Origin of the sequence: Rhizobium sp. BK251 (assembly GCF_004345245.1) — a bacterium.
Classification (GTDB): Bacteria; Pseudomonadota; Alphaproteobacteria; order Rhizobiales; family Rhizobiaceae; genus Rhizobium.
The window spans coordinates 1-26,072 of the sequence record NZ_SLUQ01000003.1 but is presented as its reverse complement, the minus strand read 5'-3'; the positions used below and the strand labels follow the sequence as shown (position 1 = coordinate 26,072).

22 protein-coding genes and 1 riboswitch are annotated in these 26,072 nt (G+C 61.8%); of the genes, 12 read left to right on the top strand and 10 right to left on the bottom strand.

The features are described from left to right. Window positions 1-32 precede the first annotated feature (32 nt). Window positions 33-677, top strand: coding sequence for an acyl-homoserine-lactone synthase (locus tag EV286_RS07205; protein ID WP_132956359.1), 645 nt, complete (start codon window positions 33-35; stop codon window positions 675-677). 176 nt (window positions 678-853) lie between these two features. Further along, entirely contained in the window at window positions 854-1,921 is a 1,068-nt protein-coding gene (locus EV286_RS07200; protein ID WP_132956358.1) for a DUF2865 domain-containing protein, read from the top strand. 6 nt (window positions 1,922-1,927) lie between these two features. Here the strand turns inward: EV286_RS07200 and bluB are convergent, their stop codons facing one another. The 3 genes from bluB to EV286_RS07185 all read right to left on the bottom strand — a co-directional run bounded on the left by bluB (window position 1,928) and on the right by EV286_RS07185 (window position 5,599). Continuing rightward, window positions 1,928-2,617 carry a 5,6-dimethylbenzimidazole synthase gene (gene bluB / locus EV286_RS07195; protein ID WP_132956357.1) on the bottom strand — a complete coding sequence of 230 codons (690 nt, stop codon included), beginning with the start codon at window positions 2,615-2,617 and terminating at the stop codon, window positions 1,928-1,930. A 40-nt stretch (window positions 2,618-2,657) separates the two neighbouring features. Further along, a riboswitch (cobalamin riboswitch) is annotated at window positions 2,658-2,842 on the bottom strand. An 18-nt stretch (window positions 2,843-2,860) separates the two neighbouring features. Continuing rightward, complete coding sequence (locus EV286_RS07190) at window positions 2,861-3,691, bottom strand: TolB family protein (protein WP_132956356.1); 831 nt, start codon at window positions 3,689-3,691, stop codon at window positions 2,861-2,863. Window positions 3,692-3,919: 228 nt separating this feature from the next. After that, window positions 3,920-5,599 carry an NAD+ synthase gene (locus tag EV286_RS07185; protein WP_132956355.1) on the bottom strand — a complete coding sequence of 560 codons (1,680 nt, stop codon included), beginning with the start codon at window positions 5,597-5,599 and terminating at the stop codon, window positions 3,920-3,922. Window positions 5,600-5,882: 283 nt separating this feature from the next. On the opposite strand from EV286_RS07185, the gene EV286_RS07180 reads away from it, so the two are divergent. Together EV286_RS07180 and EV286_RS07175 are read left to right on the top strand one after the other, a co-directional pair. After that, complete coding sequence (locus tag EV286_RS07180) at window positions 5,883-7,712, top strand: LTA synthase family protein (protein ID WP_245500641.1); 1,830 nt, start codon at window positions 5,883-5,885, stop codon at window positions 7,710-7,712. 103 nt (window positions 7,713-7,815) lie between these two features. Beyond that, a complete protein-coding gene (locus EV286_RS07175; protein WP_132956354.1) occupies window positions 7,816-8,346 on the top strand; it encodes a DUF1003 domain-containing protein in 531 nt (176 codons plus the stop codon). A gap of 6 nt (window positions 8,347-8,352) precedes the next feature. Here EV286_RS07175 and EV286_RS07170 read toward each other — a convergent pair whose 3' ends face one another. The 6 genes from EV286_RS07170 to rpiA form a co-directional block, all read right to left on the bottom strand. After that, complete coding sequence (locus EV286_RS07170) at window positions 8,353-8,781, bottom strand: GFA family protein (protein WP_132956353.1); 429 nt, start codon at window positions 8,779-8,781, stop codon at window positions 8,353-8,355. 175 nt (window positions 8,782-8,956) lie between these two features. Then, entirely contained in the window at window positions 8,957-10,330 is a 1,374-nt protein-coding gene (locus tag EV286_RS07165; protein ID WP_132956352.1) for a 3-deoxy-7-phosphoheptulonate synthase class II, read from the bottom strand. 220 nt (window positions 10,331-10,550) lie between these two features. Next, window positions 10,551-11,030 carry a GNAT family N-acetyltransferase gene (locus EV286_RS07160; protein ID WP_132956351.1) on the bottom strand — a complete coding sequence of 160 codons (480 nt, stop codon included), beginning with the start codon at window positions 11,028-11,030 and terminating at the stop codon, window positions 10,551-10,553. A 68-nt stretch (window positions 11,031-11,098) separates the two neighbouring features. After that, the gene (gene gor / locus EV286_RS07155) at window positions 11,099-12,484 is read right to left on the bottom strand and encodes a glutathione-disulfide reductase (RefSeq protein ID WP_132956350.1); all 1,386 of its coding nucleotides are present in this window, start codon (window positions 12,482-12,484) and stop codon (window positions 11,099-11,101) included. Window positions 12,485-12,598: 114 nt separating this feature from the next. Continuing rightward, window positions 12,599-13,174: a DUF2059 domain-containing protein gene (locus EV286_RS07150; protein WP_132956349.1), complete on the bottom strand. Its 576-nt coding sequence runs from the start codon at window positions 13,172-13,174 to the stop codon at window positions 12,599-12,601. A 16-nt stretch (window positions 13,175-13,190) separates the two neighbouring features. Continuing rightward, window positions 13,191-13,889: a ribose-5-phosphate isomerase RpiA gene (rpiA, locus tag EV286_RS07145; RefSeq protein ID WP_132956348.1), complete on the bottom strand. Its 699-nt coding sequence runs from the start codon at window positions 13,887-13,889 to the stop codon at window positions 13,191-13,193. A gap of 202 nt (window positions 13,890-14,091) precedes the next feature. Here rpiA and EV286_RS07140 point away from each other — a divergent pair, with 202 nt between their 5' ends. Continuing rightward, a complete protein-coding gene (locus EV286_RS07140; protein WP_132956347.1) occupies window positions 14,092-14,790 on the top strand; it encodes an HAD family hydrolase in 699 nt (232 codons plus the stop codon). A gap of 300 nt (window positions 14,791-15,090) precedes the next feature. On the opposite strand, the gene EV286_RS07135 is transcribed toward EV286_RS07140, so the two are convergent. Beyond that, entirely contained in the window at window positions 15,091-16,968 is a 1,878-nt protein-coding gene (locus tag EV286_RS07135) for a L,D-transpeptidase family protein (protein ID WP_132956346.1), read from the bottom strand. 484 nt (window positions 16,969-17,452) lie between these two features. On the opposite strand from EV286_RS07135, the gene fumC reads away from it, so the two are divergent. The 7 genes from fumC (at window position 17,453) to EV286_RS07100 (ending at window position 25,855) form a co-directional block, all read left to right on the top strand. After that, window positions 17,453-18,844 carry a class II fumarate hydratase gene (fumC, locus tag EV286_RS07130; RefSeq protein ID WP_132956345.1) on the top strand — a complete coding sequence of 464 codons (1,392 nt, stop codon included), beginning with the start codon at window positions 17,453-17,455 and terminating at the stop codon, window positions 18,842-18,844. A 188-nt stretch (window positions 18,845-19,032) separates the two neighbouring features. Then, complete coding sequence (locus EV286_RS07125) at window positions 19,033-19,764, top strand: FadR/GntR family transcriptional regulator (protein ID WP_132956344.1); 732 nt, start codon at window positions 19,033-19,035, stop codon at window positions 19,762-19,764. Between the two features lie 100 nt (window positions 19,765-19,864). Next, window positions 19,865-21,373: an ABC transporter substrate-binding protein gene (locus tag EV286_RS07120; protein ID WP_132956343.1), complete on the top strand. Its 1,509-nt coding sequence runs from the start codon at window positions 19,865-19,867 to the stop codon at window positions 21,371-21,373. Window positions 21,374-21,461: 88 nt separating this feature from the next. Beyond that, a complete protein-coding gene (locus EV286_RS07115) occupies window positions 21,462-22,409 on the top strand; it encodes an ABC transporter permease (protein ID WP_132956342.1) in 948 nt (315 codons plus the stop codon). After that, window positions 22,406-23,287 (top strand): ABC transporter permease, encoded by an 882-nt coding sequence (locus EV286_RS07110; protein WP_132956341.1) that lies wholly within the window; start codon window positions 22,406-22,408, stop codon window positions 23,285-23,287. The genes EV286_RS07115 and EV286_RS07110 overlap by 4 nt, the downstream gene beginning before the upstream one ends. Before the next feature lie 21 nt (window positions 23,288-23,308). Then, the gene (locus tag EV286_RS07105) at window positions 23,309-25,096 is read left to right on the top strand and encodes a gamma-glutamyltransferase family protein (protein ID WP_132956340.1); all 1,788 of its coding nucleotides are present in this window, start codon (window positions 23,309-23,311) and stop codon (window positions 25,094-25,096) included. Between the two features lie 3 nt (window positions 25,097-25,099). Beyond that, on the top strand, window positions 25,100-25,855 hold the full coding sequence (locus EV286_RS07100; RefSeq protein WP_132956339.1) for a DUF1028 domain-containing protein: 756 nt from the start codon (window positions 25,100-25,102) through the stop codon (window positions 25,853-25,855). Window positions 25,856-26,072: the final 217 nt, after the last annotated feature.

Below are 26,072 nucleotides of genomic sequence, written 5' to 3'. Positions count from 1 at the left end.
CTTCCGCCCGTACTCACCAACGGGAGACTGCAATGATCAAGCTCTTCAACGGAAGCAACCGCCGCCAACATCCCCGCGCCATGGACGACATGTTCCGCCTGCGCAAGCGCGTCTTCAACGACCTGCTGAAATGGGACGTGAACGTGCAGGACGAGTGGGAAATCGACGATTACGACCGCTCTAACCCCCTTTACGTCCTCTCCTATTCGCCCCAGACGGGCCGTCTGCGTGGCGCGTTGAGGCTTCTGCCTACGAACGGTCCCAACATGCTGGACGACACCTTTCCGATCCTCCTCGGCGACCATCCGAAGATCCGCAACCCCAGCATTTGGGAGTCCAGCCGCTTCTGCATCGATCCGGAAATCTCCCAGGACCGATCTTCGAACCAGGTCACGGTCGCAGCCGCCGAACTCATGTGCGGTGTGGGTGAGCTCGGCCTCTCTTCCGGCGTGTCCCATATCGTGACAGTGACGGACGTGTTCCTGGAGCGTATGTTCCGGCGCATGGGATGCCCCGGCGAACGCATCGGCGAGCCCCAGAGGATCGGCTCGGTGTACGCCGTAGCCATCGCCTGGGAAGTCAACGAGGCGCTTCTCGACAAGATGAAGGAGATCGCCGACATCCAGGGCAGCCTGCTCGAGCAAGACACGACACTGGAGCTGGCACGCGCCGCTTGATTGCGGAAAATGCAATCTATGGGCGAAGACGACATATTTTTGCCCAGTGCTATCATTCTCGCATGGCATCCTGCTAAAGTAGGCTGCCCTGCGAGGCTTTATGCTCTCCGCAACCCGCGAGATCATCAGGCCTTTCAACGGGCTCAGACAACCGACCGGTCGTGAAGGACCAACCCGTGAAACGCTGGAGCCTCTACCTTGTTTGCCTCGCGACGCTCGCGGCCACCTCTGCGACCGCACAGCCGCTCTCCATCTGCGAGGATCTGAGGCTGCGCCTTGCCGATATGCCGAGGATGGTCGGCGGCAGTCCCGAGGTACGAAAATATTCCAGCGCCATCACTCAGCAGAATCTCGAGATACGCAAGGCGCAGAACGACCTGCGCCGCTACCGCTGCGCCGACAACAGCATCGTCGTCGTAGACGGTGACACCGCCGGCTTCTGCCAGGAGCTCGCCACTTCGCTCGACCGGATGCGGGAGAATATCCGCAATCTGACCGCGATGAGAGACGACGCCGCCCGGTCAGGCATGGACGACGACCTTCGCGACCATCTGCTCGCCTCATTGGACGAAAACGGCTGTAACGATGAGGTTGCGGTCGCGCGCGATCCGGATTTTCCGGACCCGTACGGCAACAACCGCGGTATTTCGGGTGAGACTTTCATTCCCGCATTGAACGGATACCAATCCGACATGCGCGGTTACCCCTCCTATCGCGGCGCGCCAAGCAATATCAGCACTGTGTGTGTACGCACCTGCGATGGAGGCTTCTTCCCGCTCTCGTCCAGCGCCGCTCCGGAGGATTTCCAGCGGGATGCGGACAAGTGTGCCAGGATGTGCCCCGGCGTTGAGACCGAGCTCTTCTATCGCTTCCTCGGCGAACAGGAGACTGCGGATATGATTTCGGCCTCGACGGGCGCTCCATACAGCGCCATGCCGAACGCGTTCGTCTATCGAAACCGGCCGCCCGGCGAGAAATCTTCCTGCACCTGCAATCTCTCCGCCTATTATGAGCAGATGCGCGAAAAGCCGGCGCCGGCGCCGCAGCAGGGTTCGATCACCCGGATCGAGACCAAACCGCCGACATCTGCCGCCGCCGCACCTGTCGTCCCGCCGGCGGAAAAACCTTACGACCCCGCAAAGAGCACGGTGCGACAGGTCGGCCCGCAATTCCTCGCGAACGACCAGGGCAACATCGACCTGAAGAACCCCGCCGTGACCGGTCCACAGCCGCAGCAGCAATGAACGCCGTCAGCGCGACCGTTCGCCCCACTGCTCCGCAAAGACCAGTTCCTCGATCGGTAGCCTCTGCCGCCAGCCCTTCACCGCGAGTTCCGGCTCCTCGTAGAGTTCCTTCACGTAGCCGGCACAGAGCCAGGCGACGATTTCGACATGGTCGGGGATGCCGAATATCTCCTTGAGGTCGGTCTCGTGGTAGATGCTGACCCAGCCGATACCAATGCCTTCCGCGCGCGCGGCGAGCCATAGGTTCTGGATTGCACAGACGGTCGAATAGGAATCCATGCGCGGATTGTGCGTCCGGCCGAGCACGGCGCTGCCACCGCGCGTCGGATCGCAGGTCACGCATATGCCGAGGGGCGCCGTCATGATGCCTTCGAGCTTCAGCGAGCGGTATTTGTCCCGCCTCTCGCCTTCGAACATCAGCGCCGCCTCGCGGTTCGCACGATCGAAAGCGTTCCAGACCGCCCGCCTCTTCTCGGCGTCGCGCACGAGGATGAAGTTCCACGGCTGCATGAAACCCACGGAAGGCGCGTGATGGGCGGCCTCGAGCAGTCTTCCGACGACGTCCTCCGGCAACGGATCGGGCAGGAACTCATTGCGCACGTCGCGCCGCGTCGTGATCGCATGATAGACGGCCGCGCGCTCGTCTTCTGAAAAGGCGGATGCCGCTACGAGAGCGGCTTCATTCAAGGGTCGCATCGTCAAATCCCCAACAACGCAACCGCCCGCCGTCCGCGCGGGTCAGTCTATCTCGACAGGCCGGTCTTCTGACTTGGCTTCATCCGCCTGCTGCGGCCTTCCCGGCCGATGGCCAGTGGCGTTTCGATGCGGCGGGCGTCTGCCTTACAGCGTTGGGCACGTTCCGGTCTCGCACCGGATTCCCGATTCTCCTGCGGCGCAGGCACCTGACGTAAGTTCCTATGGCCTCAATCCGCGCCGATATCAAGCGGCGGGAAAGTAGCGGACATAGGCAAATTCGTTTCCGTCGGGCGACCAGTTCGGCACATTGATCGTGCCCTGCCCGCCGAAGAGTTCGAAAAGCGTCGTGAGGTTGCCGCCGTCCATATCCATCAGCCGCAGCCGCACGTGCAGGTCGCGGGGATGATCGAAGACGTCGGGATCGTAGGAGAGCAGCACGACATTGTCGTTCGTCGGCGACGGATGGGCAAACCAGTTGCCGTAGTTGTCGTCTGTCACCTGCTGGAGACCTGTGCCGTCCGGATGGATGCGCCAGATCTGCATGAGGTCCGTGCGGCTCGAATTGAAATAGATCCACTGCCCGTCGGCCGACCAGTCGGGACCGTCGTTGCGTCCCTCGCCGTGGGTCAACCGCGTCTCGTCGCCGCCGTCGATGGAGATCGTGTAGATGTCAAACACCTGATCGCGAATGCCGCAATAGGTAACGCGCTTCCCGTCCGGCGACCAGCCATGCCAGTACGAAGGCAGGTTTCGGGTGACTACGCGCGGCGTCCCGCCAGTTGCCGGCAGGATGTAGATGCAGGACTTGCCGAATTCCGTCTTGTCGGAAATGGCAATCAACGAACCATCAGGCGAAATACCGTGGTCGTTGTTGCATCGCGTGGCGAAGCCGGTGTCGACGTGCTGGATTTCGGTCTTGTCATCGAGTGCAATCCGGTAAAGAAGCCCGTCGCCGTTCACCAGCAGATAAGTCCCGTCCGGTGAGAAATTTGGCGCCTCTACAAGTCGCTCAGTCTGCCAGACGATCCGCGATTCACGGTTACGCACATTGAAGATTTCAACTGAACTACGCATTCAAACTCCGCCTGCCACAAGACGCGAGCCAAGGCCGCGCCCATACCGCTAGGGATTGGGACAGGCATCTCCTCCACCGTCCTCCCTGTCGTCCGCCGTACCCAAACGTCCAGAGAGGGGCATTTTTTAGGCACCCGCGAAAACACATGGGTTCTACGACTAAAGTAGTATGTAGATTTTCAAGCGTCACTTTGCAACCCATGGACGACGCGCAAAGACGCTTACCAATCAACGGTCTCTGAAGCGGTTGGTGATCGGATAGCGTCGGTCCCGGCCGAAATTCTTCTTGGTGATCTTTACGCCCGGCGCAGACTGGCGGCGCTTGTATTCGGCGAGATAGAGCAGATGCTCGACACGGTGGACGGTGGCAACGTCGTGGCCGCGCGCGACGATCTCCTCGACTGCCATCTCCTTCTCGACAAGGCATTCGAGGATGTCGTCGAGGGCCGGATAGGGGGGCAGCGAATCCTGGTCGGTTTGGTTCGGCCTGAGTTCGGCTGAGGGCGCCTTGTCGATGATGTTCTGTGGGATCACCACGCCCGAAGGCCCCATCGCGCCGGCTGGCACATGCTCGTTGCGCCAGCGCGACAGCGAATAGACCTGCATCTTGTAGAGGTCCTTGATCGGATTGAAGCCGCCGTTCATGTCGCCGTAGAGCGTCGCATAGCCGACCGACATTTCCGACTTGTTGCCGGTAGTGACGACCATCGAACCGAACTTGTTCGAGATCGCCATGAGGATGGTCCCGCGCGCGCGGCTCTGCAGGTTTTCTTCGGTGATCCCGCTTTCGGTTCCCTCGAAAAGGTCGGAAAGGGCCGAGCCGAAGCCTGTCACCGGCTCCTCGATCGGCACGATGTCATAACGGCAGCCAAGGGCCTTGGCGCAGTCGGCCGCATCCTTCAGCGAATCCTCGGAGGTGTAGCGGTAGGGCAGCATGACCGTGCGCACCCGCTCCGCTCCCAGTGCGTCTACGGCGATGGCCGCGCAGATTGCTGAATCGATGCCGCCCGACAAACCCAGCACGACGTTCTTGAAGCCGTTCTTGTTCACATAGTCGCGGAAGCCGAGCATGCATGCGCGGTAGTCCGCCTCCTCGTGCTCCGGAATGCGCATCATCGGGCCTTCCGCGCAGCGCCAGCCGCTCTCGCCGCGCTTCCATGTGGCAAGCGCTACCGAAGGCTCGAACTGGCCCATCTGAAACGCCAGCGACTTGTCACCGTTGAAGGCGAAGCTTGCGCCATCAAAGACGAGCTCGTCCTGGCCGCCGAGCTGGTTGGCAAAAATCAATGGCAATCCGGTTTCGATGACCTGCCGCAACGCCACCTGATGGCGAACATCGACCTTTCCCCGATAATAGGGCGAACCGTTCGGAACCAGCAGGATCTCGGCCCCACTTTCCGCCAGCGTCTCGCAAACGCCGAGATCGTTCCAGATCTCCTCGCAGATCGGCACGCCGAGCCGAACACCGCGGAAATTGACCGGCCCCGGCATGGAGCCTTCGGAAAAGACGCGCTTCTCGTCGAACTCCCCGTAGTTCGGCAGGTCGATCTTGTCGCGGAACACGAGGATCTTGCCGCCGTCGAGCACGGCAACCGAATTGTGCCGTCCCGCCTGGCCTTGCCGCGGGAACCCGACGATCACACCCGGGCCGCCGTCCGCCGTGTCGGCGGCGAGATCTTCGACGGCCTTCAGGCAGGCTTTCAGGAAGGCCGGCTTCAACACCAGATCTTCCGGCGGATAGCCGGAAATGAAAAGCTCCGTGAGCAGCAGCAAATGTGCGCCCTCGCGCGCCGCCGCGGCGCGCGCCTCACGCGCCTTGGCAAGGTTGCCGGCGACATCGCCTACCGTGGGATTGAGCTGCGCAACCGCAATGCGCAGCGTGTGCGTGATAGCGTTTTCCTCTGTCATGTCATCCATTTAATGCGCGCGGAAGCTTCTCGCAATCGCTCAAGGCGTCAAAACCTGCGTCCCACCCGACAAAGCATGCAGCGCAACACGACCGCCCGGCGGAAACCAAATGGTTCATCTAGCGTTCATGACGGTAATGTGACATTTGTGCAAAGTTTTTGTGACACCTTTGGAGAACTCGTTGGCTGCATCTGTTTCCCGGGCCGAATCTGTTCGCAGGATCGCAACATTTCGGCCTGCCATTGCCATTGATTACGCGCGTTCGCCTGCAGCGCGCGTAGCCTTGGGCCTCATAGTCTCGTTTCTTTTTGCAGTTCTCATCGTCTTTGCGGTCGAATGGATCGCGCGCGGTTCGCTGACGGATATCGTTGAGTTCCTCACCTCGCCTGCCCGCCCGGGCATGACGACGGCCGCCATCCTGATGCTCTTCATGCTGACGCTGGATGCCGTCTTCGGTCGAGTGGGCCAATCGGCGCTTATCGCCGTGCCCGCCGTCATCATCCCGGCATTCGTCTCAAGCGAGAAGCAGCACTACCTCTCCGACCCGCTCTATCCGTCTGATTTCCTTTTCGCCCGGCAGATCATGGAGCTCATGCCCGTCATCGTCCGGGATCGTCCCTGGGCCGCGGTCGGCCTGGCGTTGACCGTCATCCTGTCGATCGTCGGCCTGGTCCTCTTCTGGCGCTATGCCTGGCGCAATTTTCCCCGGCTTTCGCGGCGCGCTCGCCTGACAAGGCTCTCGCTCTGCCTGCCGCTGCTCGGCGCATTCGTCTCGCTGATGGACTATTCGCAATATTCCTGGATCCGGGACCGGCTGCAGGTCGTCCCGATGATGTGGGACCAGAAGGAAAACTATCGCAGCAACGGCTTCATCCTGGCCTTCTCCTTCAACTTGCCCATGGCGCATGTGAAGGCGCCGGCAGGCTTCGGCACGGAAGCACTGGATGCGATCCCTTCGCGCAACTACGGCTATCTCGCAGGTCCTGACGAGAAGCCGGACATCATCATGCTGATGAGCGAGTCCTTCTGGGATCCGACGCGGCTGACCGCATTGACGCTGAAGCCTGATCCGATGCCGAATGTCCGCACGATGCAGTCCGGCAACGTCTTCTCCCCAGAGTTCGGCGGCATGACGGCCAATGTCGAATTCGAGGCGCTTACCGGCTTCTCCAATGCTTTCCTGCCCTATGGCAGCATTCCCTACCAGCAATATGTCCGTCACCAGATGCCGTCGCTTGCGACATTCTTCCGCGGCGAAGGCTATGCGGCACGCTCCATCCATCCTTTCAGCGGCTGGTTCTGGAACCGCAACGAGGTCTACAAGGCCTTCGGCTTCGAGGAGTTCCGTACCGAGGAAACCCTGCCGCCTATGGAAAAACGAGGCATCTTTGCGTCCGACGACGCGCTGATGCGCGAGATCATCCGCGAGGGAGACGGCATGGACAAGCCCTTCTTCTTCTTCGCTGTCACCCTCCAGGGACATGGGCCCTATGAGGCTCATCGCTATGGCCGCAACACGATCGACGTCCAGGGCTACCTGCCCGAGGCTGACCGGGAGACGCTCGCTACTTACGCCCAGGGTGTAAAGGAAGCCGACAATAGCCTGAAGACACTGATGGATTGGGCTTCGAAGCGCGAAAAGGAGACGATCATCGTACTCTGGGGCGACCACCTGCCTCCGCTCGGCAGCGTCTACATGAACAGCGGCTACATGGCCGATCAGGTCGCCACCCGCAAGGCGCCGATCGAGATCATGAAGCAGCAGCACGAAACGCCGCTTGTCATCTGGTCGAGCAAGAAGGGCATCCGCAAGGACATCGGGACGATCAGCCCCGCCTTCCTGCCCTACCATCTGCTGAAATTCGCCGGCTACGAGCATCCCTACTACACCGGCTTCCTTGGCCGCGTGCAGAAGAAATACGGCATCATCGACCGCTACCAGCTTGTGGCGCGCGACAACCGGACCTCGCCCGACTGGGTGCTGAAGGAAAAGGAGCTCGATCCGCTCATTCGCGACTACCGCTACATCCAGCACGATATCATGTTCGGCAAGGAACAGACGCTGGAGCGCTTCTTCCCCAGCCACGCATGGATGACGAACGCCGGCACCTGAGCCGGCAACGTCACCGCAGCGAAACGGATTTGAGCAGGAATCGCATTGCAATGTGAAGTCATTACGGAATACTGGCTCCGACCAAAGGATACCGGAGCCCTTCATGTACAATATTCCCAATTTCCTTCACCAGCACTTGGACAAGAATATCGATGATCTTGGCGAGGCGGAGCGTCGCGTTCTGGAGAAGGCCAAGAACCGCAGGATCATCTCTACAGATGTAAACGCCGCCTTCTCCGCTGAGGCATCTGTTGGCGAACGCCTCGCCGACGACATTGCCCGCATTGGCGGCTCATGGACGTTCATCATCTCGTTTCTGGCTTTTCTGGCCATCTGGACAAGTCTGAATACGTTTATTCTTCTGACGCGGGCATTCGACCCCTATCCGTTCATCTTCCTCAATCTCATCCTGTCCATGATAGCGGCAATCCAGGCGCCGATCATCATGATGTCCCAGAACCGCCAGGCCGAACGGGATCGCTTCGAGGCAGCGAAGGATTACGAGGTCAATCTGAAGTCTGAGCTGGAGGTTTTATCCTTGCATCAGAAGATCGATATGCAGGTGCTGGCGGAACTCGCTGCGCTACGCGCAGACGTGACGCGTATTTCCAAGTCACTCGACGTCCAGGGCTGAGAGGCTTCATGCCAGGCCCGGATTCGAACCCGACGGAGACGGCCGCCCCTGCGGATAGTGGGGAAGATCGTCTTCGATTTCGTAGAAGTCGGCCTTGTCTGCGCAATAGATGTGATAGGCGAGCTTGAGAGGCGCCGACCGATCGAAGAGCCCCGCCATCACCGAAATGTGCCGCGCACCATCCCCCTTCCAGAACAGGGCCGATCCGCAGCTGCGACAGAAGCCGCGCTGGGCAGAGGAACTGGCACGATACCAGGAGATGTTCTCCTCGCCCTCGATCTGCAGGTCCTCGTCAGCGATATCAGTCGCCGCATAGTAAAGCCCGGTCTGGCGACGGCACTGCGAGCAATGGCAGGCGACGACCTCCGTCAGTTGCCCGCGCGCCCGAAGCCTTACGGCGCCGCAAAGGCATGCTCCGGTGTATTCCTCTTCCATCGTAAAACGCCCCCATCGTCGAATCCCTAAAGCCGGAGCGTTTCACGGCAGCTGCACCGGGGTCAAATCCGAAAAGCTGAAGTGTCGTTTCAACGAAATTGACCACAAAGAAAAACCGGGCCGTCTTTCGACGACCCGATTCGATGTCATTGCATTGGATCTAGTCCGCAGGCCTTCAGCCGTTGGCCGCCAGCCGCTTCTCGTCGCGACCGCCCTTCATGCGCTCGGCAAGAAGGAAGGCGAGTTCCAGCGCCTGGTCGGCATTGAGCCGCGGGTCGCAATGGGTGTGGTAGCGGTCCTGCAGGTCGTCAGCCGTCACGGCGCGCGCGCCACCCGTGCATTCCGTCACGTCCTTGCCGGTCATCTCGATATGGATGCCGCCCGGATGCGTGCCTTCGGCGCGGTGAATCTGGAAGAAGCTTTCGACTTCCGACAGGATGCGCTCGAACGGACGGGTCTTGTAGTTGTTGAGCGTGATCGTGTTGCCGTGCATCGGGTCGCAGGACCAGACCACCTTGCGGCCCTCGCGCTCGACGGCGCGGATGAGCTTCGGCAAGGATTCCGCTACCTTGTCGTGGCCGAACCGGCAGATCAGCGTCAATCGACCGGCCTCGTTGGCCGGATTCAGGACGTCGATCAGCTCGATCAGGTTATCGGGCGTCAGCGACGGACCGCACTTCAGCCCGATCGGGTTCTTGATGCCGCGGAAATACTCCACATGCGCATGGTCGACCTGGCGCGTGCGGTCGCCGATCCAGATCATGTGGCCTGACGTCGCATACCAGTCGCCGGACGTGGAATCGACGCGGGTCAGCGCCTCTTCATAGCCCAGAAGCAGCGCCTCGTGGCTGGTGAAGAAATCCGTCTCGCGAAGGCTCGGATTGTTGTCGGCGGTGATGCCCACCGCCTTCATGAAGTCCATCGTCTCGCTGATGCGGTCAGCGAGTTTGCGGTAGCGCTCACCCTGCGGGCTGTCCTTGACGAAGCCCAGCATCCACTGGTGCACGTTTTCCAGGTTGGCGTAGCCACCCATGGCGAAGGCGCGCAGCAGGTTCAGCGTAGCCGCAGACTGGCGGTAGGCCATGATCTGCCGCTCCGGATTGGGCGTGCGAGACTCTTCGGTGAACTCCGTGCCATTGACGATGTCGCCGCGGTAGGTCAGCAGCGTCTGGTCGCCCTGCTTCTCGAAGGCCGAGCTGCGCGGCTTCGCGAACTGGCCGGCGATGCGGCCGACCTTGACGACCGGCAGCTGGGCGCCGAACGTCAGAACGACGGCCATCTGCAGGAAGGCGCGGAAGAAGTCGCGGATCGTGTCGGCGCCGTGTTCGGCGAAGCTCTCGGCACAATCGCCGCCCTGTAGCAGGAAGCCCTTGCCTTCCGAGACATTTGCCAACGCCTTCTTCAGGCGGCGTGCTTCACCGGCAAAGACGAGCGGCGGATAGGTCGCGAGCTGTGCCTCGGTGGCCGCAAGGGCCGCCTTGTCCGGATATTCCGGCACCTGCTGGATCGGTTTGTGCCGCCAACTGCTCGGGTTCCAATTCTGTGCCATCTCGCTCACCTGTTCTGCACCCGGTTCACGGCCGGATGTCCCGTCATCGATAAATAACGGCGGCTTATAACGCCTTGCCGCCCGCTTGCATAGCACCCCGAAGAGCGCCTGCGTCTTTTGTCCAGGCCGCCTGAACGCGACCTCAAAGCCACTTTTCGTCAGTCCTCGAAGAGCCTGCTCTCCACTGCCTGATTTCCGGCGGATCTGCAGCCGCCGGCTGTCAGGCCTTGCCGATGCGTTTGCTCATGTTGAACCCGGTCGTGCGAAATCCGCAGTGCCGGTAGACATGCTGTGCACGCTCGTTGTCGGCGGCCACGCGCAACCGGATATGTTCAACACCCGCATCGGAAAGCTCCGCCTCCAGGGCATTCAGCGCGCTCTTCCCATAACCCTTGCCCTGATGTGCCGCAAAGATATGGAAGTCATTGATGAAGACAAAGCCCAAATCCTCGCTGCGGCGATACCAGAGATAACCGACGACATCGTCATCTCCGCTCTCGTCGTCGGTTATGCAGAGCAGCGTATGCCCGTGTGTCTGCGTGCCATCGGGGAGATCGTCGACGATTTCGCGCTTGGCCTGCGCAAGAGCTTCAGCGTCGGACAGACCATAGTTCGCAGAAATCTCCACCGCGTATTCCGGGATGAAATAATCCAGATACCCCGGGAATTCGCTGCTACGCATCGGCCTGAATGCAATCATGGGCGACTCCCCCCTGGTCGGCTCCAGCTATCACCGAACAGCCAGAAGCGCAGATCGACGATTCCGCATCACACCCGCTCACCATTGCGGATGCGGTAGCTCGGAGAATACATCGTCACCAGTTCCTCCGCCGCCGTCGGGTGAACTGCCATCGTCCGGTCGAAGTCGTCCTTGGTGCAGCCGGCCTTCAAGGTAATGCCGAGAAGCTGCGCCATCTCGCCGGCGTCATGGCCGAGGATATGGGCGCCGACAACCTTCCGGTCTTCGGCATTGACGATCAGCTTCATGATCATCTTCTCGGCACGCCCCGAGAGCGTCGCCTTCATCGGTCGGAATTCGGCACGATAGACCTCGATCTCCCTGAAGCGCTTGGCGGCGTCTTCCTCGGTCAGGCCGACGGTGCCGATCTCCGGCTGCGAGAACACCGCCGTCGCGATCGTGTCATGATCGGGCTTCGTCGGGTTGTTCTTGTAGACCGTCTCGACAAAGCACATCGCCTCATGGATGGCGACCGGCGTCAGCTGTACCCGATCGGTGACATCGCCGAGCGCATAGATGTTGTCGACGGTGGTGCGCGAATATTCATCGACGACGACCGCGCCGCGCTCGTCGAGCTTGACGCCTGCGGCCTCGAGGCCCAGCCCCTTTGTGTTCGGGTCTCGCCCGAGCGCCAGCATCACCGTGCCGACGTCGAGCACCTTTCCGTTCTTCGTCCGTGCGCGCAGCCCCTCTTCCGTCTTCGTCACCTCTTCGATGATGTCGTGGCAGAGAATACGGATACCCTTCGCTTCCATTGCGGCATGCAGGCCACGGCGAAGATCTTGGTCGAAGCGCGAAAGAATCTCGGAGCCACGATAGATCAGCGTCGTCTCCACGCCGAGCCCGTGGAATATGTTGGCGAACTCGACGGCGATATAGCCGCCGCCCGCGATCAGGATCGCCTTGGGCAACGCCTTCAGGTGGAAAGCCTCGTTCGAGGAAATGCAGTATTCATGCCCCGGCAGCGCGTTATGCGGATTGGGAGCACCGCCGGTCGCGATCACAATCGTCTTGGCAGTTACCGTCCTGCCGGCCCTCACCAGATGCACCGTATGGGCGTCCACCAGTTCGGCACGGGTATCGAAGATGTCCGCCTTGGCATTATCAAGGCCCTTGCGGTAGATGCCTTCGAGCCGCGCAATTTCCTTGTCCTTGGCCTCGATGAGCTTGTTCCAGTCGAAAGTGCTCTCGCCAACGGTCCAGCCGAAGCCCGCCGCATCCTCGAAATGCTCGTGGTACTGCGAGGCATAGACGAACAGCTTCTTCGGCACGCAACCGCGGATGACGCAGGTGCCGCCATAGCGGTATTCCTCAGCGATCCCGACGCGCTTCCCAAGCGATGCCGCGACGCGAGCGGCGCGAACGCCCCCCGAACCACCGCCAATTACAAACAGATCGTAGTCAAAGGAAGACATGGAAAGCTCCTGCAGGCCTCAGCGCCGGGGCGCGCAGCCTCATATAGTGTTTGGGATCGCAAAAAGAAAAGCCCGGCAGCGTGTCCGGGCTTTCGAATCTGTCAGACGGCAGGATTACTGCTGAGGCGTCGGCGCGGGAGTGACGCTGCCCGGCGTTGCAAGATCGTCGCCGATGCTCGGCAGCGGCTCCTTGATGACCGCACTGAGCGCCTTGTTGCTCTGCGCTGCGAGATCGCGCGAGATGCCGGCAGACCAGATGTTTGCAGCCTTGATCAGTTCACGCGAAGCGATCGGGCCGTCCTTGAGGAGCTTCTGGCCAGCCGGGGAGCCGTAGAAGGCGGCAATGGCCTTCAGCTCATCTACGGTGAAGGTCTTTGCATAGATGGTAGCGGATTCACGCTCCAGGTCGGCGCGGCGAGAAGCAAGCGACAATGCCTGCTGGTCGACTGCGGACGAAATCTGCTCGCCGTAATTGGGCGAAGCCTGGATCATGCTGCCCTTCAGACGCTCGGCCAGATTCGGCAGGATATTGTCGAACTGGTTGGTCACGCCGAGCGAATCGATGGCGGCCCGCGCCGCCTTCAGCTGCTCCTCGGAAACCTCCTGCGCGCCCGCGGACGAGCCAAGCGAGACGCCGGAAAGGACGACAGCCGCAACGGCAAGACGACCAAGACCCGCAAGTTTCATCATGAGTTCAATGCTCCTGTTATCTTTTCGCTTCAAGCGTCCGCGCCCCTGCCGCTCCGGCAATGATCGCAAGCGTCGCCATGTTAATGAAGAGTCCGTGTTCCACAACTCCGGGGATGGAATTCAGCTCAATAGAAAGCGCCTCTGCATCAGGAATACGGCCAAAAGATGCATCAATAATATAGTGGCCGCCGTCCGTCGTGAATGCTCCGTCGCCGGATTGCCGCAGGCGCAAGTCGCCGGTGAGGCCGAGACGGGAGGCCACCCTTTCGATTGCGAGCCGGGTCGTGACCAGACCGAACGGATTGACCTCGATCGGCAGCGGAAATGCGCCAAGCGTCGCGACGACCTTGCTCTCGTCGGCAATGACGATCATCCGCGTCGAGGCACTCGCAACGATCTTCTCGCGCAGGAGAGCGCCGCCCCCACCCTTGATGAGGCGCAAATGCTCGTCCACCTCGTCGGCGCCGTCGATGGTCAGGTCGAGTTCCGGCAGCTCGTCCAGGGATTTCAAGGACACGCCAAGCTCGACGCAAAGCCGTGCGGTCCGTTCCGAAGTCGGAACGCCTTCGACTTTCAGCCCGCCGGCAACCTTCTCGGCCAACAGCCTGACAAACTCCTCCGCCGTGCTGCCCGTTCCGATGCCGAGGCGCATGCCGTCCTCGACATAGGCCAGCGCGGCCTCAGCCGCCTTGATCTTCATTTCGCGGGCGTCCATACGCCGCATGCTCCCGACCGTTTCGTTGGAGTGCTGTTTACACGGCCCGTGTTACAAACGAAAGCCAAAATAGCAGCGCGAAAATGGAAAACCGGCTTCGAAACCCCGTCCTTCCAACCAGCCGGTCGGAACGACATTGCGTTTCCCGCCGCAATCCCCTACTCGAGTTACCGCATAGCCCTATTGCCGGAAAGGCCCACGATTGAAGCCCGCACTCGTCGTATTCGATCTCGATGGAACCCTGGTCGACACAGCTCCCGATCTCGTCGCCAGCCTCAACCACACCATAGCCGCCCTCGACCTTGCGCCCGTCACCTATGACGACCTCACCCATCTCGTCGGGCACGGCGCCCAGGCGATGATCGAGCGCGCTTGCCGGCTGCGTGGCCACACGCTGAACCGGGAAGAACTGCCGCCTCTGCTGGAGCGCTTCATCGACTTCTACACGCAGACGATGCCTGGCGACAGCACGCCCTACGAAGGTGTCGTCGCTGCGATGGACAAGATGAAGGCGGAAGGCTTCAAGCTCGCCGTCTGCACGAACAAGCTTGAATCACTCGCGGTCACTTTGATCGAGCGCCTCAGCCTGACCGGGTACTTCGACGCGATCACTGGTGGTGATACCTTCGCCGTGCGCAAGCCCGAGGCAGCCCATCTCGCCGGCACCGTCGAGCGCGCCGGTGGGGATCTTTCCCGCACCGTGATGGTCGGCGACAGCATCAACGACATTCTGGTCGCCCGCAATGCCGGCGTTCCTTCCATCGCAGTGCCGTTCGGCTATTCGGACGTGCCGGTCGACACGCTCGGCCCGGATCGCCTGATCAGCCACTTCCGCGAGCTGACGCCGGCACTCGTGGAAAACCTCCTCTCGCCCTCGCAGCAGCGCAAATCGCTCGCCTGAAACGCCAAAAGGCGGCCAATGGCCGTCTCTTTTGACTGCTGACAAACCTCTTGTGGATCGACACACCTTGATCCTCCGTCATTCCGGCCTTGAGCCGGAATCCAGCCCGCCGCGCGTCTGCGCGGCGAAAGAGTCTTTCGCGATCAAGGTCTTGATCGCGCTGGATACCGGCTCAAGGCCGGTATGACGGCTGGGTGTTTGGCTGCGCTCCAAGCGATCAATCGGGTTGATGGCTTTGTCAGCAGTTTAAAGAGGCGGCCGATGGCCGCCTCTTTTCGATGGCGTGCAGGGTGCGCCGCGTCAGATCTGCGCTTCGCGAGACTTCGTCGTGATGTCGAAGGCCTTCTCGACATAGCTGTCGCGGTCGTAGACATCGTTGAAGTACTCGATGACACCGTCCTTGTTCGGCCAGGCCGTGAAGTAGGACACGTAGACTGGTATCCGCTGCGGGACCTGCTGCGCATGGTTCTGGCCCGTCGCAATCTCCTTGCCGATCTGATCGACCGTCGTGTTCAGCACGGCCGCTGCCATTGCACGCGGCTCGGCAAGGCGCACGCATCCGTGGCTGAGCGCACGCATGTCTTTCTTGAAGAAGCTCTTGGACGGCGTGTCATGCATGTAGATCGCATGTGAGTTCGGGAAGAGGATCTTCAGTTCGCCGAGAGCGTTGTCGTCACTCGGCGGCTGGCGAACGGAGATTGCCTTCGTGGAGCCGTACCAGTCGACGCTGGAGGAAGAGACTGCGCGCCCATTGACCGCCACTTCGTATCCCATCCGGTCCAGATAGCCCGGGTCGGAACGCAGCTTCGGCAGCATCTCGTTGATGATGATGGACTGCGGAACGCCCCAGAACGGATTGAACTCGACCGTCTCGATCTGGTCCTGGAAGAAGAAGGTCTGGTGCGTCTTCTGGCCGACCACGGCGCGCATCGAAAGCTGCTGCTTACCGTCGTTGTAGTAGTAGACCATAAAGGCCGGCTGGTTGATGAAGACGTAGCGCGACCCGAGATCTTCCGGCAGCCAGCGCGCCTGTTCCATCGCGACGACAAGCTTCTCGATCTTGGCCGCGTTGCTCTCGCCGACCATGGCGCGAACCGTCGACTGGCCGATAACGCCGTCAGGCTTCAGGCCCTTTTCCTTCTGGAAACCCTCTACCAGCGCCACGAGCTCCGGCGTGTATTCCGGTGCCTGCGCGTAGGAGGCAAGTGTCGCAGCGTGTTCGGCCTTCAGCGCCGGCGAACCGTGCTTGTCGATCGCCTTGACGACGTTTGCCATTTCCGGCGAGCTCTCGCCGGGGCGCAGCAGCGACGTCAGCGAAATCGTGATCTGGTTGCCGTCGGCGGCATCCGCTGCCCTGAGCTTGGCAAGCTCCGCCTTGAGCGCGACGAACTGGATGCCGTCGGGACTGCGGCTGCCGAGATAGGCGGCAACATCAGGGCTCATGCGGATGAGCTTGAGGACCGGAACGAGATTGACGTCCTTGCGCTTGAAGTCGTGGTAGCCGGAAATCCGGTTGGGATCGACGCGCCCGCGGATTGTATCCTGCACATAGGTCAGCACATTTGCGGAAAGCTGCAGCTCGAACTGCATCAGCGCGCGGCTGCGCGCGGACGTATCGGGGTTGGCCGGGTCAAGGACGGGCGGCTGGACAGCATAATCGGCCGGATCAAGGCCGACCGTACCGACATCGGCAAGAAACGCGAGCGCGGCCTTTGCCTTGTCGTTGATTTCCGTGCCGGAGACCCACACGAGCGGGCGGCTGTTGTCGGAATAATAGGCTTCGACAGCCTTGGCGACGTCATTGTTCGCCTTGACGTGAGCCTCGATCAGGAAGCGGCGTTCGTCGACCGGTGTCGTGTCGGCGAGCGGGCCTGCAGTCGCGACTGCCCCTGTAACCACCGGGTCCGCGAACTTCTCCGTATCGATGAAACGAAGCGCGTCGGCACTGTAGGTGTAGTAGCGCGGCGAGCTGACGGTCGGCAGCGGCGTCGGATCCTGCGGTGCGCGCAACAGCCGCCCCCCCTGCGAAGGATCGATGATCGTGCTCTCGCCACGGCTCTTCGGACCGCCTCGGATGAAATCCAGCAACGTGATCGCATGAGCCGGCGTTGCGTCCATCACTGCCATGCCACAGGAGAGAGCCAGCGCCGAAACGGCGCCTTTCGTGAGAAAATTCATGCTTTTTCCAGTTCGTATCGTGCGGTTGCCTTCATAGGCGAAATTCACAGTCCGGTCGCGCGCGGGAAATCTTGCGGCGCTCGGTCTATCAAACCGAACGTACGCGCGGCCACAAGTGCCGGAAACACAACCTTGCGTGAGGCGGCAGCTTGTTCCGACGACTGCCAATTCACACAAAATTATGAAATTATTAGTTAATTTTTTACGGAATTTTCTACCGCAAGGACAGGCGAGAAATGCCGCCGGGGCGATTAAATCAAGGGCGTGTCATAAAAGGCACGGCACCCTGTGAAGACCCGCCTTCAGGGCAGTTCTCCAGCGGCCCGCGCCTCTCGGAAAAGCCGGCGATTCCCCCGCGCGGAAATCCTGATAACGGCATTCATAAATGGCTCGCAAGAGAGTTTTCTTGGCGGCCAATCATGCCTATAAATGCCCATCTCCTCATCGCGCCCAAGCGCGGCATCACCCAAGGAAAGGCATGACAATGACATCGACTCGCACGGAGACCGATACGTTCGGCCCGATCGAAGTGGCAAGCGACCGCTATTGGGGCGCGCAGGCGCAGCGTTCGCTCGGCAATTTCAAGATCGGCTGGGAAAAGCAGCCGCTGTCGATCGTCCGCGCCCTCGGCATCGTCAAGCAGGCGGCAGCACGCGTGAACGTGGAACTCGGCCAGCTCGACCCGGAGATCGGCAAGGCGATCGTCGAGGCAGCGCAGGAGGTGATCGACGGCAAGCTCAATGACCATTTTCCGCTGGTCGTCTGGCAGACGGGCTCCGGCACGCAGTCGAACATGAATGCCAACGAGGTCATTTCAAACCGCGCAATCGAGATGCTCGGCGGCGTCATGGGTTCCAAGAAGCCGGTGCATCCGAACGACCATGTCAACATGAGCCAGTCGTCGAACGACACCTATCCGACGGCAATGCACATCGCCTGCGCCGAGCAGATCGTCCACCATCTCCTGCCGGCGCTACGCCACCTGCATTCCGCGCTGGAAAAAAAGGTCCGCGATTTCGCCCACATCATCAAGATCGGCCGGACGCACACTCAGGACGCCACCCCCCTCACCCTCGGCCAGGAATTCTCCGGCTACTCGGCCCAGGTTGCATCCGCCATCAAGCGCATCGAGATGACCCTGCCCGGCCTCAGCGAACTCGCACAGGGCGGCACGGCGGTCGGCACCGGGCTGAACGCCCCGGTCGGCTTTGCCGAGAAAGTCGCTTCTGAAATCGCGCACATCACCGGCCTGCCCTTCGTTACGGCACCCAACAAGTTCGAAGCGCTTGCCGGCCATGACTCGATGGTCTTCAGCCATGGCGCCGTCAATGCGGCTGCAGCGGCGCTCTTCAAGATCGCCAACGACATCCGCCTCCTCGGCTCGGGCCCGCGCGCCGGCCTCGGCGAGCTTTCGCTGCCCGAAAACGAACCTGGCTCCTCGATCATGCCCGGCAAGGTGAACCCGACGCAGTGCGAGGCGATGACCCAGGTCTGCGCCCATGTCTTCGGCAACCACGCAGCGCTGACCTTCGCTGGCAGCCAGGGCCATTTCGAGCTCAACGTCTACAATCCCATGATGGCCTACAACTTCCTGCAGTCGGTCCAGCTCCTCGGCGACGCCGCCGTCTCGTTCACCGACAATTGCGTCGTCGGCATCGAGGCGCGCGAGGACAACATCAAGGCCGGGCTCGAACGCTCGCTGATGCTGGTCACCGCGCTGGCGCCGAAGATTGGCTACGACAACGCCGCCAAGATCGCAAAGACGGCGCACAAGAACGGCACGACCCTGAAGGAAGAGGCACTCGCCAGCGGCCTCGTCTCGGCTGAAGAATACGACGCCATCGTGCGACCTGAGACCATGATCGGGCCAAAGTAACCGACCCTTCAGGTCCGACCGAACCAAGCCTCGCTCATCCGCCATGTGAGCGAGGCTTTTCTATGCACGCCACTCGAATCTGCCCAATCGTTGTGCAGCGCACAATCTGCACAAAAAAGCGCTTGACGGCGAAACAAAATTGAATTGCATTGAACCAATACGAAATTGGTTCGGACCATTTTAGCAACATGTCAGATGGCGGCTCTCAGGAAAATTCTAACTACGCGCTGGAGAAGCTGCGCGGCCTGCTGAACTCCGGGAGCCTCGAAGCCGACGGCAAGCTGCCGACCGAGCGCGCGCTCTCGGAAACCTTCGGCGTCAGCCGCCGCGCCATTCGTCGTGCCCTAGAAGTCCTGGAAGCCGAGGACCGCATCTGGCGCCGGCAGGGGTCGGGCACCTTCGCCGGCCCGCGCCCCGATGGCTGGAGCAACCACGTCGACTCCATCGTCGCCGGCACGGACCTGATGGAGATCATGGAGGTTCGCCTGCGCATCGAGCCGCAGCTTGCCCAGCTCGCAGCCATGCGCGCCAAGGCCGCGGACGTCGAGCGGATGTACGAACTGGTCGGCAAGATCTTCGACAGCAGCGACGCCGACGGCCGCGAATTGTGGGATGGCGCGCTCCACCGCCAGATCGCTCAATGCGCCGGAAATCATTTCTTCCTGACGATCTTCGACGTCATCAACCGCGTCCGGCAGGACGAGGCCTGGCAGACGATCCGCGAGCGGGCGCGCAACGCCAGCAGGACGCGGACGGTTACCTACGGCCAGCACACTGCGATCGTGGATGCCATCGCAGCCCGCGACCCCGCCAGGGCGGGAGAGGCGATGCGCCAGCATCTTCTCACCCTCCAGGAAAGCCTGATCCGTGTGACATCGCTCGATCACGCCGACCCCAACGCCAGGGAGGAGCTGACCTGAATTTTGACTTTCGCCTCAGGGCGCAACGACAGGCGCGGGGAAGCAACAAACCCGCCCGATAAAAACAAACGACAATAAAGAACCATAAGAGGAGAACTTGATGAAGACCGCCAAATTCATGACAACGCTGCTTGCCGGAGCGTTGCTCGCATTCCCCAGCCTCGCCGTCGAACTGAAGATCGGTCTCCAGGATGATGCCGATGTCCTCGATCCTGCCCAGTCGCGCACCTTCGTTGGCCGCATCGTCTATACGGCAATGTGCGACAAGCTCGTCGACGTGACGCCGGACCTGAAGATCGTGCCGCAGCTTGCCACCGAGTGGAATTGGTCCGCTGATGGCAAGGCGCTCACCATGAAGCTTCGCGAAGGCGTGAAGTTCCATGACGAGACGCCCTTCAATGCGGAAGCCGTCGTCGCCACCATCGAACGCAACCTGACGCTTCCGGAATCGCGCCGCAAGAGCGAATTGACCTCCGTCGAGAAGGTCGAGGCGACCGGTGAATACGAGGTGAAATTCACGTTGAAGAGCCCAGACGTGACGCTTCTCGCCCAGCTTTCCGACCGCGCCGGGATGATCGTTTCCCCGAAGGCGGCCAAGGAACTCGGCGCCAGCTTCGGCGATCATCCTGTCTGCGCTGGTCCCTTCAAGTTCGTCGAGCGCGTCCAGCAGGACCGCATCGTGCTCGAGAAGTTCCAGGACTATTGGAACAAGGACAATGTCTTCGTCGACAAGATCATCTACCTGCCGATACCAGACACCACCGTGCGCCTTGCCAACCTGCGCTCCGGCGATCTTGACATGATCGAGCGCCTGGCCGCCACTGACGCCGAAACCGTCAAGGGCGATCCCAACCTGACCTATGCCGATGCCGTCGGCACCGGCTATATGGCGATCTACGCCAACGTCGGAAATGGTCCGCGCGCCGACAACCCCTTCGGCAAGGACAAGCGACTGCGCCAGGCCTTCTCGCTCGCCATTGATCGCGATGCGGCAAACCAGGTGGTCTTCGAGGGCACGGCCGTTGCCGGAAACCAGCCCTTCCCGCCGAACAGCCCGTGGTTCGACAAGGACATCCCCATCCCTGCACGCGACGTGGACAAGGCAAAGGCACTCATGAAGGAGGCCGGATTCGACCGGTTCCCGCTCGAGATACAGGTCTCCAACAGCCCGATCGTCATGCAGATGATGCAGGTAATCCAGGCGATGGTCGCCGAGGCCGGGTTCGACGTGACCCTGAAGACGACGGAATTCGCGACGCTGCTCAGCGAGCAGACCGCCGGCAACTATCAGTTCAGCCGTTCGGACTGGTCGGGCCGCGTCGATCCCGATGGCAATCTCCACCAGTTCGTCACCTGCAAGGGCGGTATCAACGACACGAAGTACTGCAGCCCGGAAGTGGACAAGCTGCTGAACGAGGCCCGGCAGTCGACGGACAATGCGGTGCGCAAGCAGAAGTATGACGCCGCCGCGGTGATCCTGAACGAAGACCTGCCGATCATCTACATCGGCCACCAGTCGTGGATCTGGGCGCTGAACAAGAGCGTTACCGGCTTTGTCCCGTCGCCGGATGGCATGATCCGCCTCGTCGGCGTCAAGAAAAGCTCCTGACCCCAGCGTAGGCCATGCGGGGTGAGGCCAGCCGAGCCCCGCATGGTCTCCTTTCGACCGTCGAAACGATCGCCGCACAGGATTGCCCATGTATAGCTACGTTGGAAAACGGCTGCTTGTCGCCATACCGACGCTTCTGATCATATCGGTCTTCGTCTTCTCGCTGCAGAAGCTGCTGCCCGGTGATCCGATCCTCGCCATGGCTGGCGAGGAGCGCGATCCCCAGGTGCTGGACTTCCTGCGTGAAAAGTACCGGCTGAATGATCCGGTGGTCTATCAGTATGTCTATTGGCTGGGGTCAGTCCTGAAGGGCGATCTCGGCATTTCGCTGAGAACCAATCAGCCGGTGCTGACGCTGGTCGCCGAGAAGCTGCCCGTCACCATCCAGCTTGCGATCATGTCGATGATCTTCGCTTTCGTGATCGGCGTGCCGATGGGCATCCTGGCTGCCGTGAAGAAAAACACGATGATCGACTATCTCGCCAATCTCGTCGCCCTTTCGGGCCTGTCGGTCCCGAACTTCTGGCTGGGCATCATGCTCATCCTGCTCGTTTCGGTGAACCTCGGCTGGCTCCCCGCCTCCGGCTACGAGCCGTTCTTTGCCGATCCCCTGCGCTCGATAGAGACAATGATCATGCCCTCCTTCGTGCTGGGCAATGCGCTTGCCGCGACGCTGATGCGCCACACCCGGTCTTCGATGCTGAGCGTTCTCAGCGCCGACTATATCCGCACCGCTCGCGCCAAGGGGCTTTCGGAGGCCGTGGTCGTGCTCTCCCACAGCTTCCGCAACGCCGTCCTGCCGATCGTGACGCTGAGCGCCCTCCTCTTCGGCGAGCTTCTCGCGGGAGCCGTGCTCACCGAGCAGATCTTCACCATCCCCGGCTTCGGCAAGCTCATCGTCGATGCCGTCTTCAACCGCGACTATGCGGTCGTGCAAGGCGTGGTGCTTTGCACCGCCTTCGGCTTTATCCTGATGAACCTCGTCGCCGACATACTCTACGTCCTGCTGAACCCGCGCATGAGGGCCGCCCTATGACGACGCTCGACCAGACCCAGGCCGTCCCGATCGCCACCGCGCAACGCTCACCGAGCCGCGCCTGGCGCAAGATGCGAGCCAACAAGGGGGCAGTCGCCGGCCTCGTCATCATCCTGTTCTTTGCGCTGCTTGCCCTTTCGGCGCCTCTGCTGCCGATCCCCGATCCGCTGGCGACGAGCTGGTCGGCGATCCGCAAGGCGCCGTCGGCCGCCCATTGGCTCGGCACCGACGATATCGGCCGCGACATCCTCTCGCGCATGATATGGGGCGCCCAGGCATCACTGATGGCGGGTGTCTTCTCGGTGGCGATCGCCGTCTTCGTCGGCGTGCCGTTCGGGCTCATTGCCGGTTATTTCGGCGGCTGGGCGGACATGATCATCTCGCGCGTCACCGAAGCCTTCCTCGCCATGCCCTTCCTGATTACGGCAATCGCGCTCGCTGCCTTTCTCGGGCCGAGCCTTACCAATGCAATGATCGCGATCGGGCTCTCGGCCATGCCGGTATTCGTGCGGCTGACGCGCGGCCAGGTGTTGGCGGTGAAGACGGAGGAATATGTCGAAGGCGCCCGCTCGATCGGCCTTCGCCATTTCAGCATCATCACCCGCTACATCCTGCCGAACGTCTTCGCGCCGATCCTCGTGCAGGCGACGCTGACGATCGCGACCGCCATCATCGCCGAGGCAAGCCTCTCCTTTCTCGGCCTCGGCCAGCAGCCGCCGGCGCCGAGCTGGGGCTCGATGCTGAACGTCGCCAAGAACTTCCTCAGCCAGGCGCCATGGATGGCGATGTGGCCAGGTGCTGCGATCTTCCTCGTCGTCATCGGCTTCAATCTTCTCGGCGACGGGCTGCGCGACGCGCTCGACCCGCGTGAAGTATAAATATCGAAAAGGAAATACGTCATGACCGCTTTCACGACCCGTCCCGAAATTCTCGGCACCTTCGGCGTCGTCACCTCGACCCACTGGATCGCGTCCGCCGTCGGCATGAGCATCCTTGAAAAGGGCGGCAATGCCTTCGACGCGGCGGTCGCTGCCGGCTTCGTGCTGCAGATCGTCGAACCGCATCTCTGTGGACCCGGCGGCGACATGCCGGCCATCATCTATTCGAAGAAGAAGAACAAGGTCGAAGTCATCTGTGCTCAAGGCCCGACCCCGGCCGGCGCCACGATCGAGCACTATACGGGCGACGGTCTCTCGATCATCCCTGGCGACGGCCTGCTCGCCACGGTCATTCCGGGTGCGTTCGACGGCTGGATGCTGATGCTGCGCGACTATGGCAGCCTTTCCGTCCGCGAGGTGCTGGAGCCCGCCATCTATTATGCCGAGAACGGCCATCCGTTGCTGCCGCGCGTTGCAGCCACCATCAAGGGTCTAGGCGACTTCTTCCAGAAGGAATGGCCGACCTCGTACGAAACCTGGCTGCCGGGCGGCTCTGCACCGGAGCCACATTCCAACTTCAGGAATCCGGTCCTCGCCGAGACCTGGAAGCGCATCATTGCCGAAGCGGAGGCCAAGAGCGGTCGCGAGGCGCAGATCGATGCAGCCCGCGACGCCTTCTACCGCGGCTTCGTCGCCGAGGCGATCGACAAGTATCTGCAGACAGCCGAGGTCATGGATGCCAGCGGCAGCCGTCACAAGGGCGTGCTCTCTGCTGACGACATGGCCGGCTGGCAGGCCACGATCGAGGCACCCCTCACCTACGACTACCACGGTTGGACCGTTGCCAAGACCGGGCCGTGGGGCCAGGGACCGGTATTCCTGCAGACGCTCTCCCTGCTCAAGGGCTTCGATCTAAGCGCAATGGATCCGGCCGGCGCCGACTTCGTCCACACGGTGGTCGAGGCGATGAAGCTCGCCTTCGCCGATCGCGAGGTCTACTACGGCGATCCGAGCTTCACGGACGTGCCCGTCGCCCACCTACTTTCGGATGCCTATGCCGGGGAACGGCGGAAGCTGATCGGACCCCAGGCTTCCTTCGACCTCAGGCCCGGCAAGATTCCCAGCTTCGAGGGCCAGCATGACCTGACCATGGCGATGCTGGAAACGCCCGAGGCGAAGGCCGGCGCTGTCTACGAGCCGACCATGGCGCATCTGACGGAAAAACGCGGCGACACGGTCCATGTCGACGTCATCGATCGCGAGGGCAACATGGTGTCGGTCACGCCGTCAGGCGGCTGGTTGCAATCCTCGCCGATCGTCCCCGGCCTCGGCTTCTGCCTCAACTCGCGGGCGCAGATGTTCTGGCTGAAACCCGGCCTGCCCTCCTCGCTCGCCCCCGGCAAGCGCCCGCGCACGACGCTGACGCCGTCGATCGCGCTTTATGAGGGCCGTCCGACACTTGCCTTCGGCACGCCGGGCGGCGACCAGCAGGACCAGTGGCAGCTCGCCTTCTTCCTGCGTTATGTCCATCATGGGCTGAACCTGCAGGCGGCGATCGACCAACCGCTGTTCCACACGACCCATTTCCCGAGTTCCTTCTATCCGCGCACGCGCCAGCCGGGCAGCCTCATGGCCGAGGCGAATTTCGGCGCCGAGGTCCTTGATGCGCTCCGCCGGAAGGGCCACGAACTGACGGTCGCCGATCCGTGGACAGTCGGTCGCCTGACCGCCGCTCGCCGCGACGCCGATGGCCTGATGCGCGCCGCCGCTACGCCGCGACTCATGCAGGCCTATGCGGTGGGGAGATAGCCGATGACCTGGTCGATCGTCGCACGCTGCCCCGAGACAGGCCACCTCGGCATCGCCGTCGCCAGCCGCTTCTTCGCGGTCGGTAGCGTCGTGCCGCATATAAGGGGCAGGGTCGGCGCGATCGCCACCCAGGCCTTCGTGAGCCCACTTTACGGCACCGACGGGCTGGTGATGCTGACTGCCGGCCATTCGCCGGAGGAGATCGTCTCGCGCCTCAGCGGCCGCGACGATGGCCGCGAGCAGCGCCAGTTCCACATGATCGACGCGCAGGGCCGCAATGCCGCCTTCACCGGTTCCAAGTGCATCGACTGGGCCGGGCACCTTGTCGACCACAATATCTCGGTCGCCGGCAACATGCTGGCCGGCCCGCAGGTCATCGAGACGACGCTTGCGGTCTACCAGAAATCATCTGGCAAGCCGCTTGTCGAAAGGCTGCTGGACGCCATGCAGGCCGGCGAAGACGCCGGCGGAGACAAGCGCGGGAAACAGTCTGCCGCTCTCGTCGTCTACCGCGACCAGGATTACGCCTGGCTGAATATCCGCGCCGATGACCACTCCGATCCGCTGGAAGAGCTGCGTCGCCTCCATGCCGTCGCCCGGGAGCGCTACCTGCATGTCGCCGAAACCATGCCGACGCGTCAGAACCCGAGCGGGCTGACGGACAGGAGCGAGATCGACAACAAAATCGCGGCGCTCGAAGCGACGCGGATCGCCGAAGGGCGCCCCTCGCCCTCCTTCGCCACGCCCCTCAAGCTCTGAGGCTCGACAGCGGTGGTTGATCCCAGGAAGATGGAAGACGAAACAAAGGCAATGCAATGACCATCGAAGCAGCCATGATGAACGACCGCGCGCCCGCGACCCCCGTCCTGTCCGTGTCGCACCTGACGACGTCGTTCCTGGTGGACGGGGAGTGGCGGCCGGTGGTGAGGGACGTGTCGTTTGCGGTGATGCCGGGCGAGACGGTGGCGATCGTCGG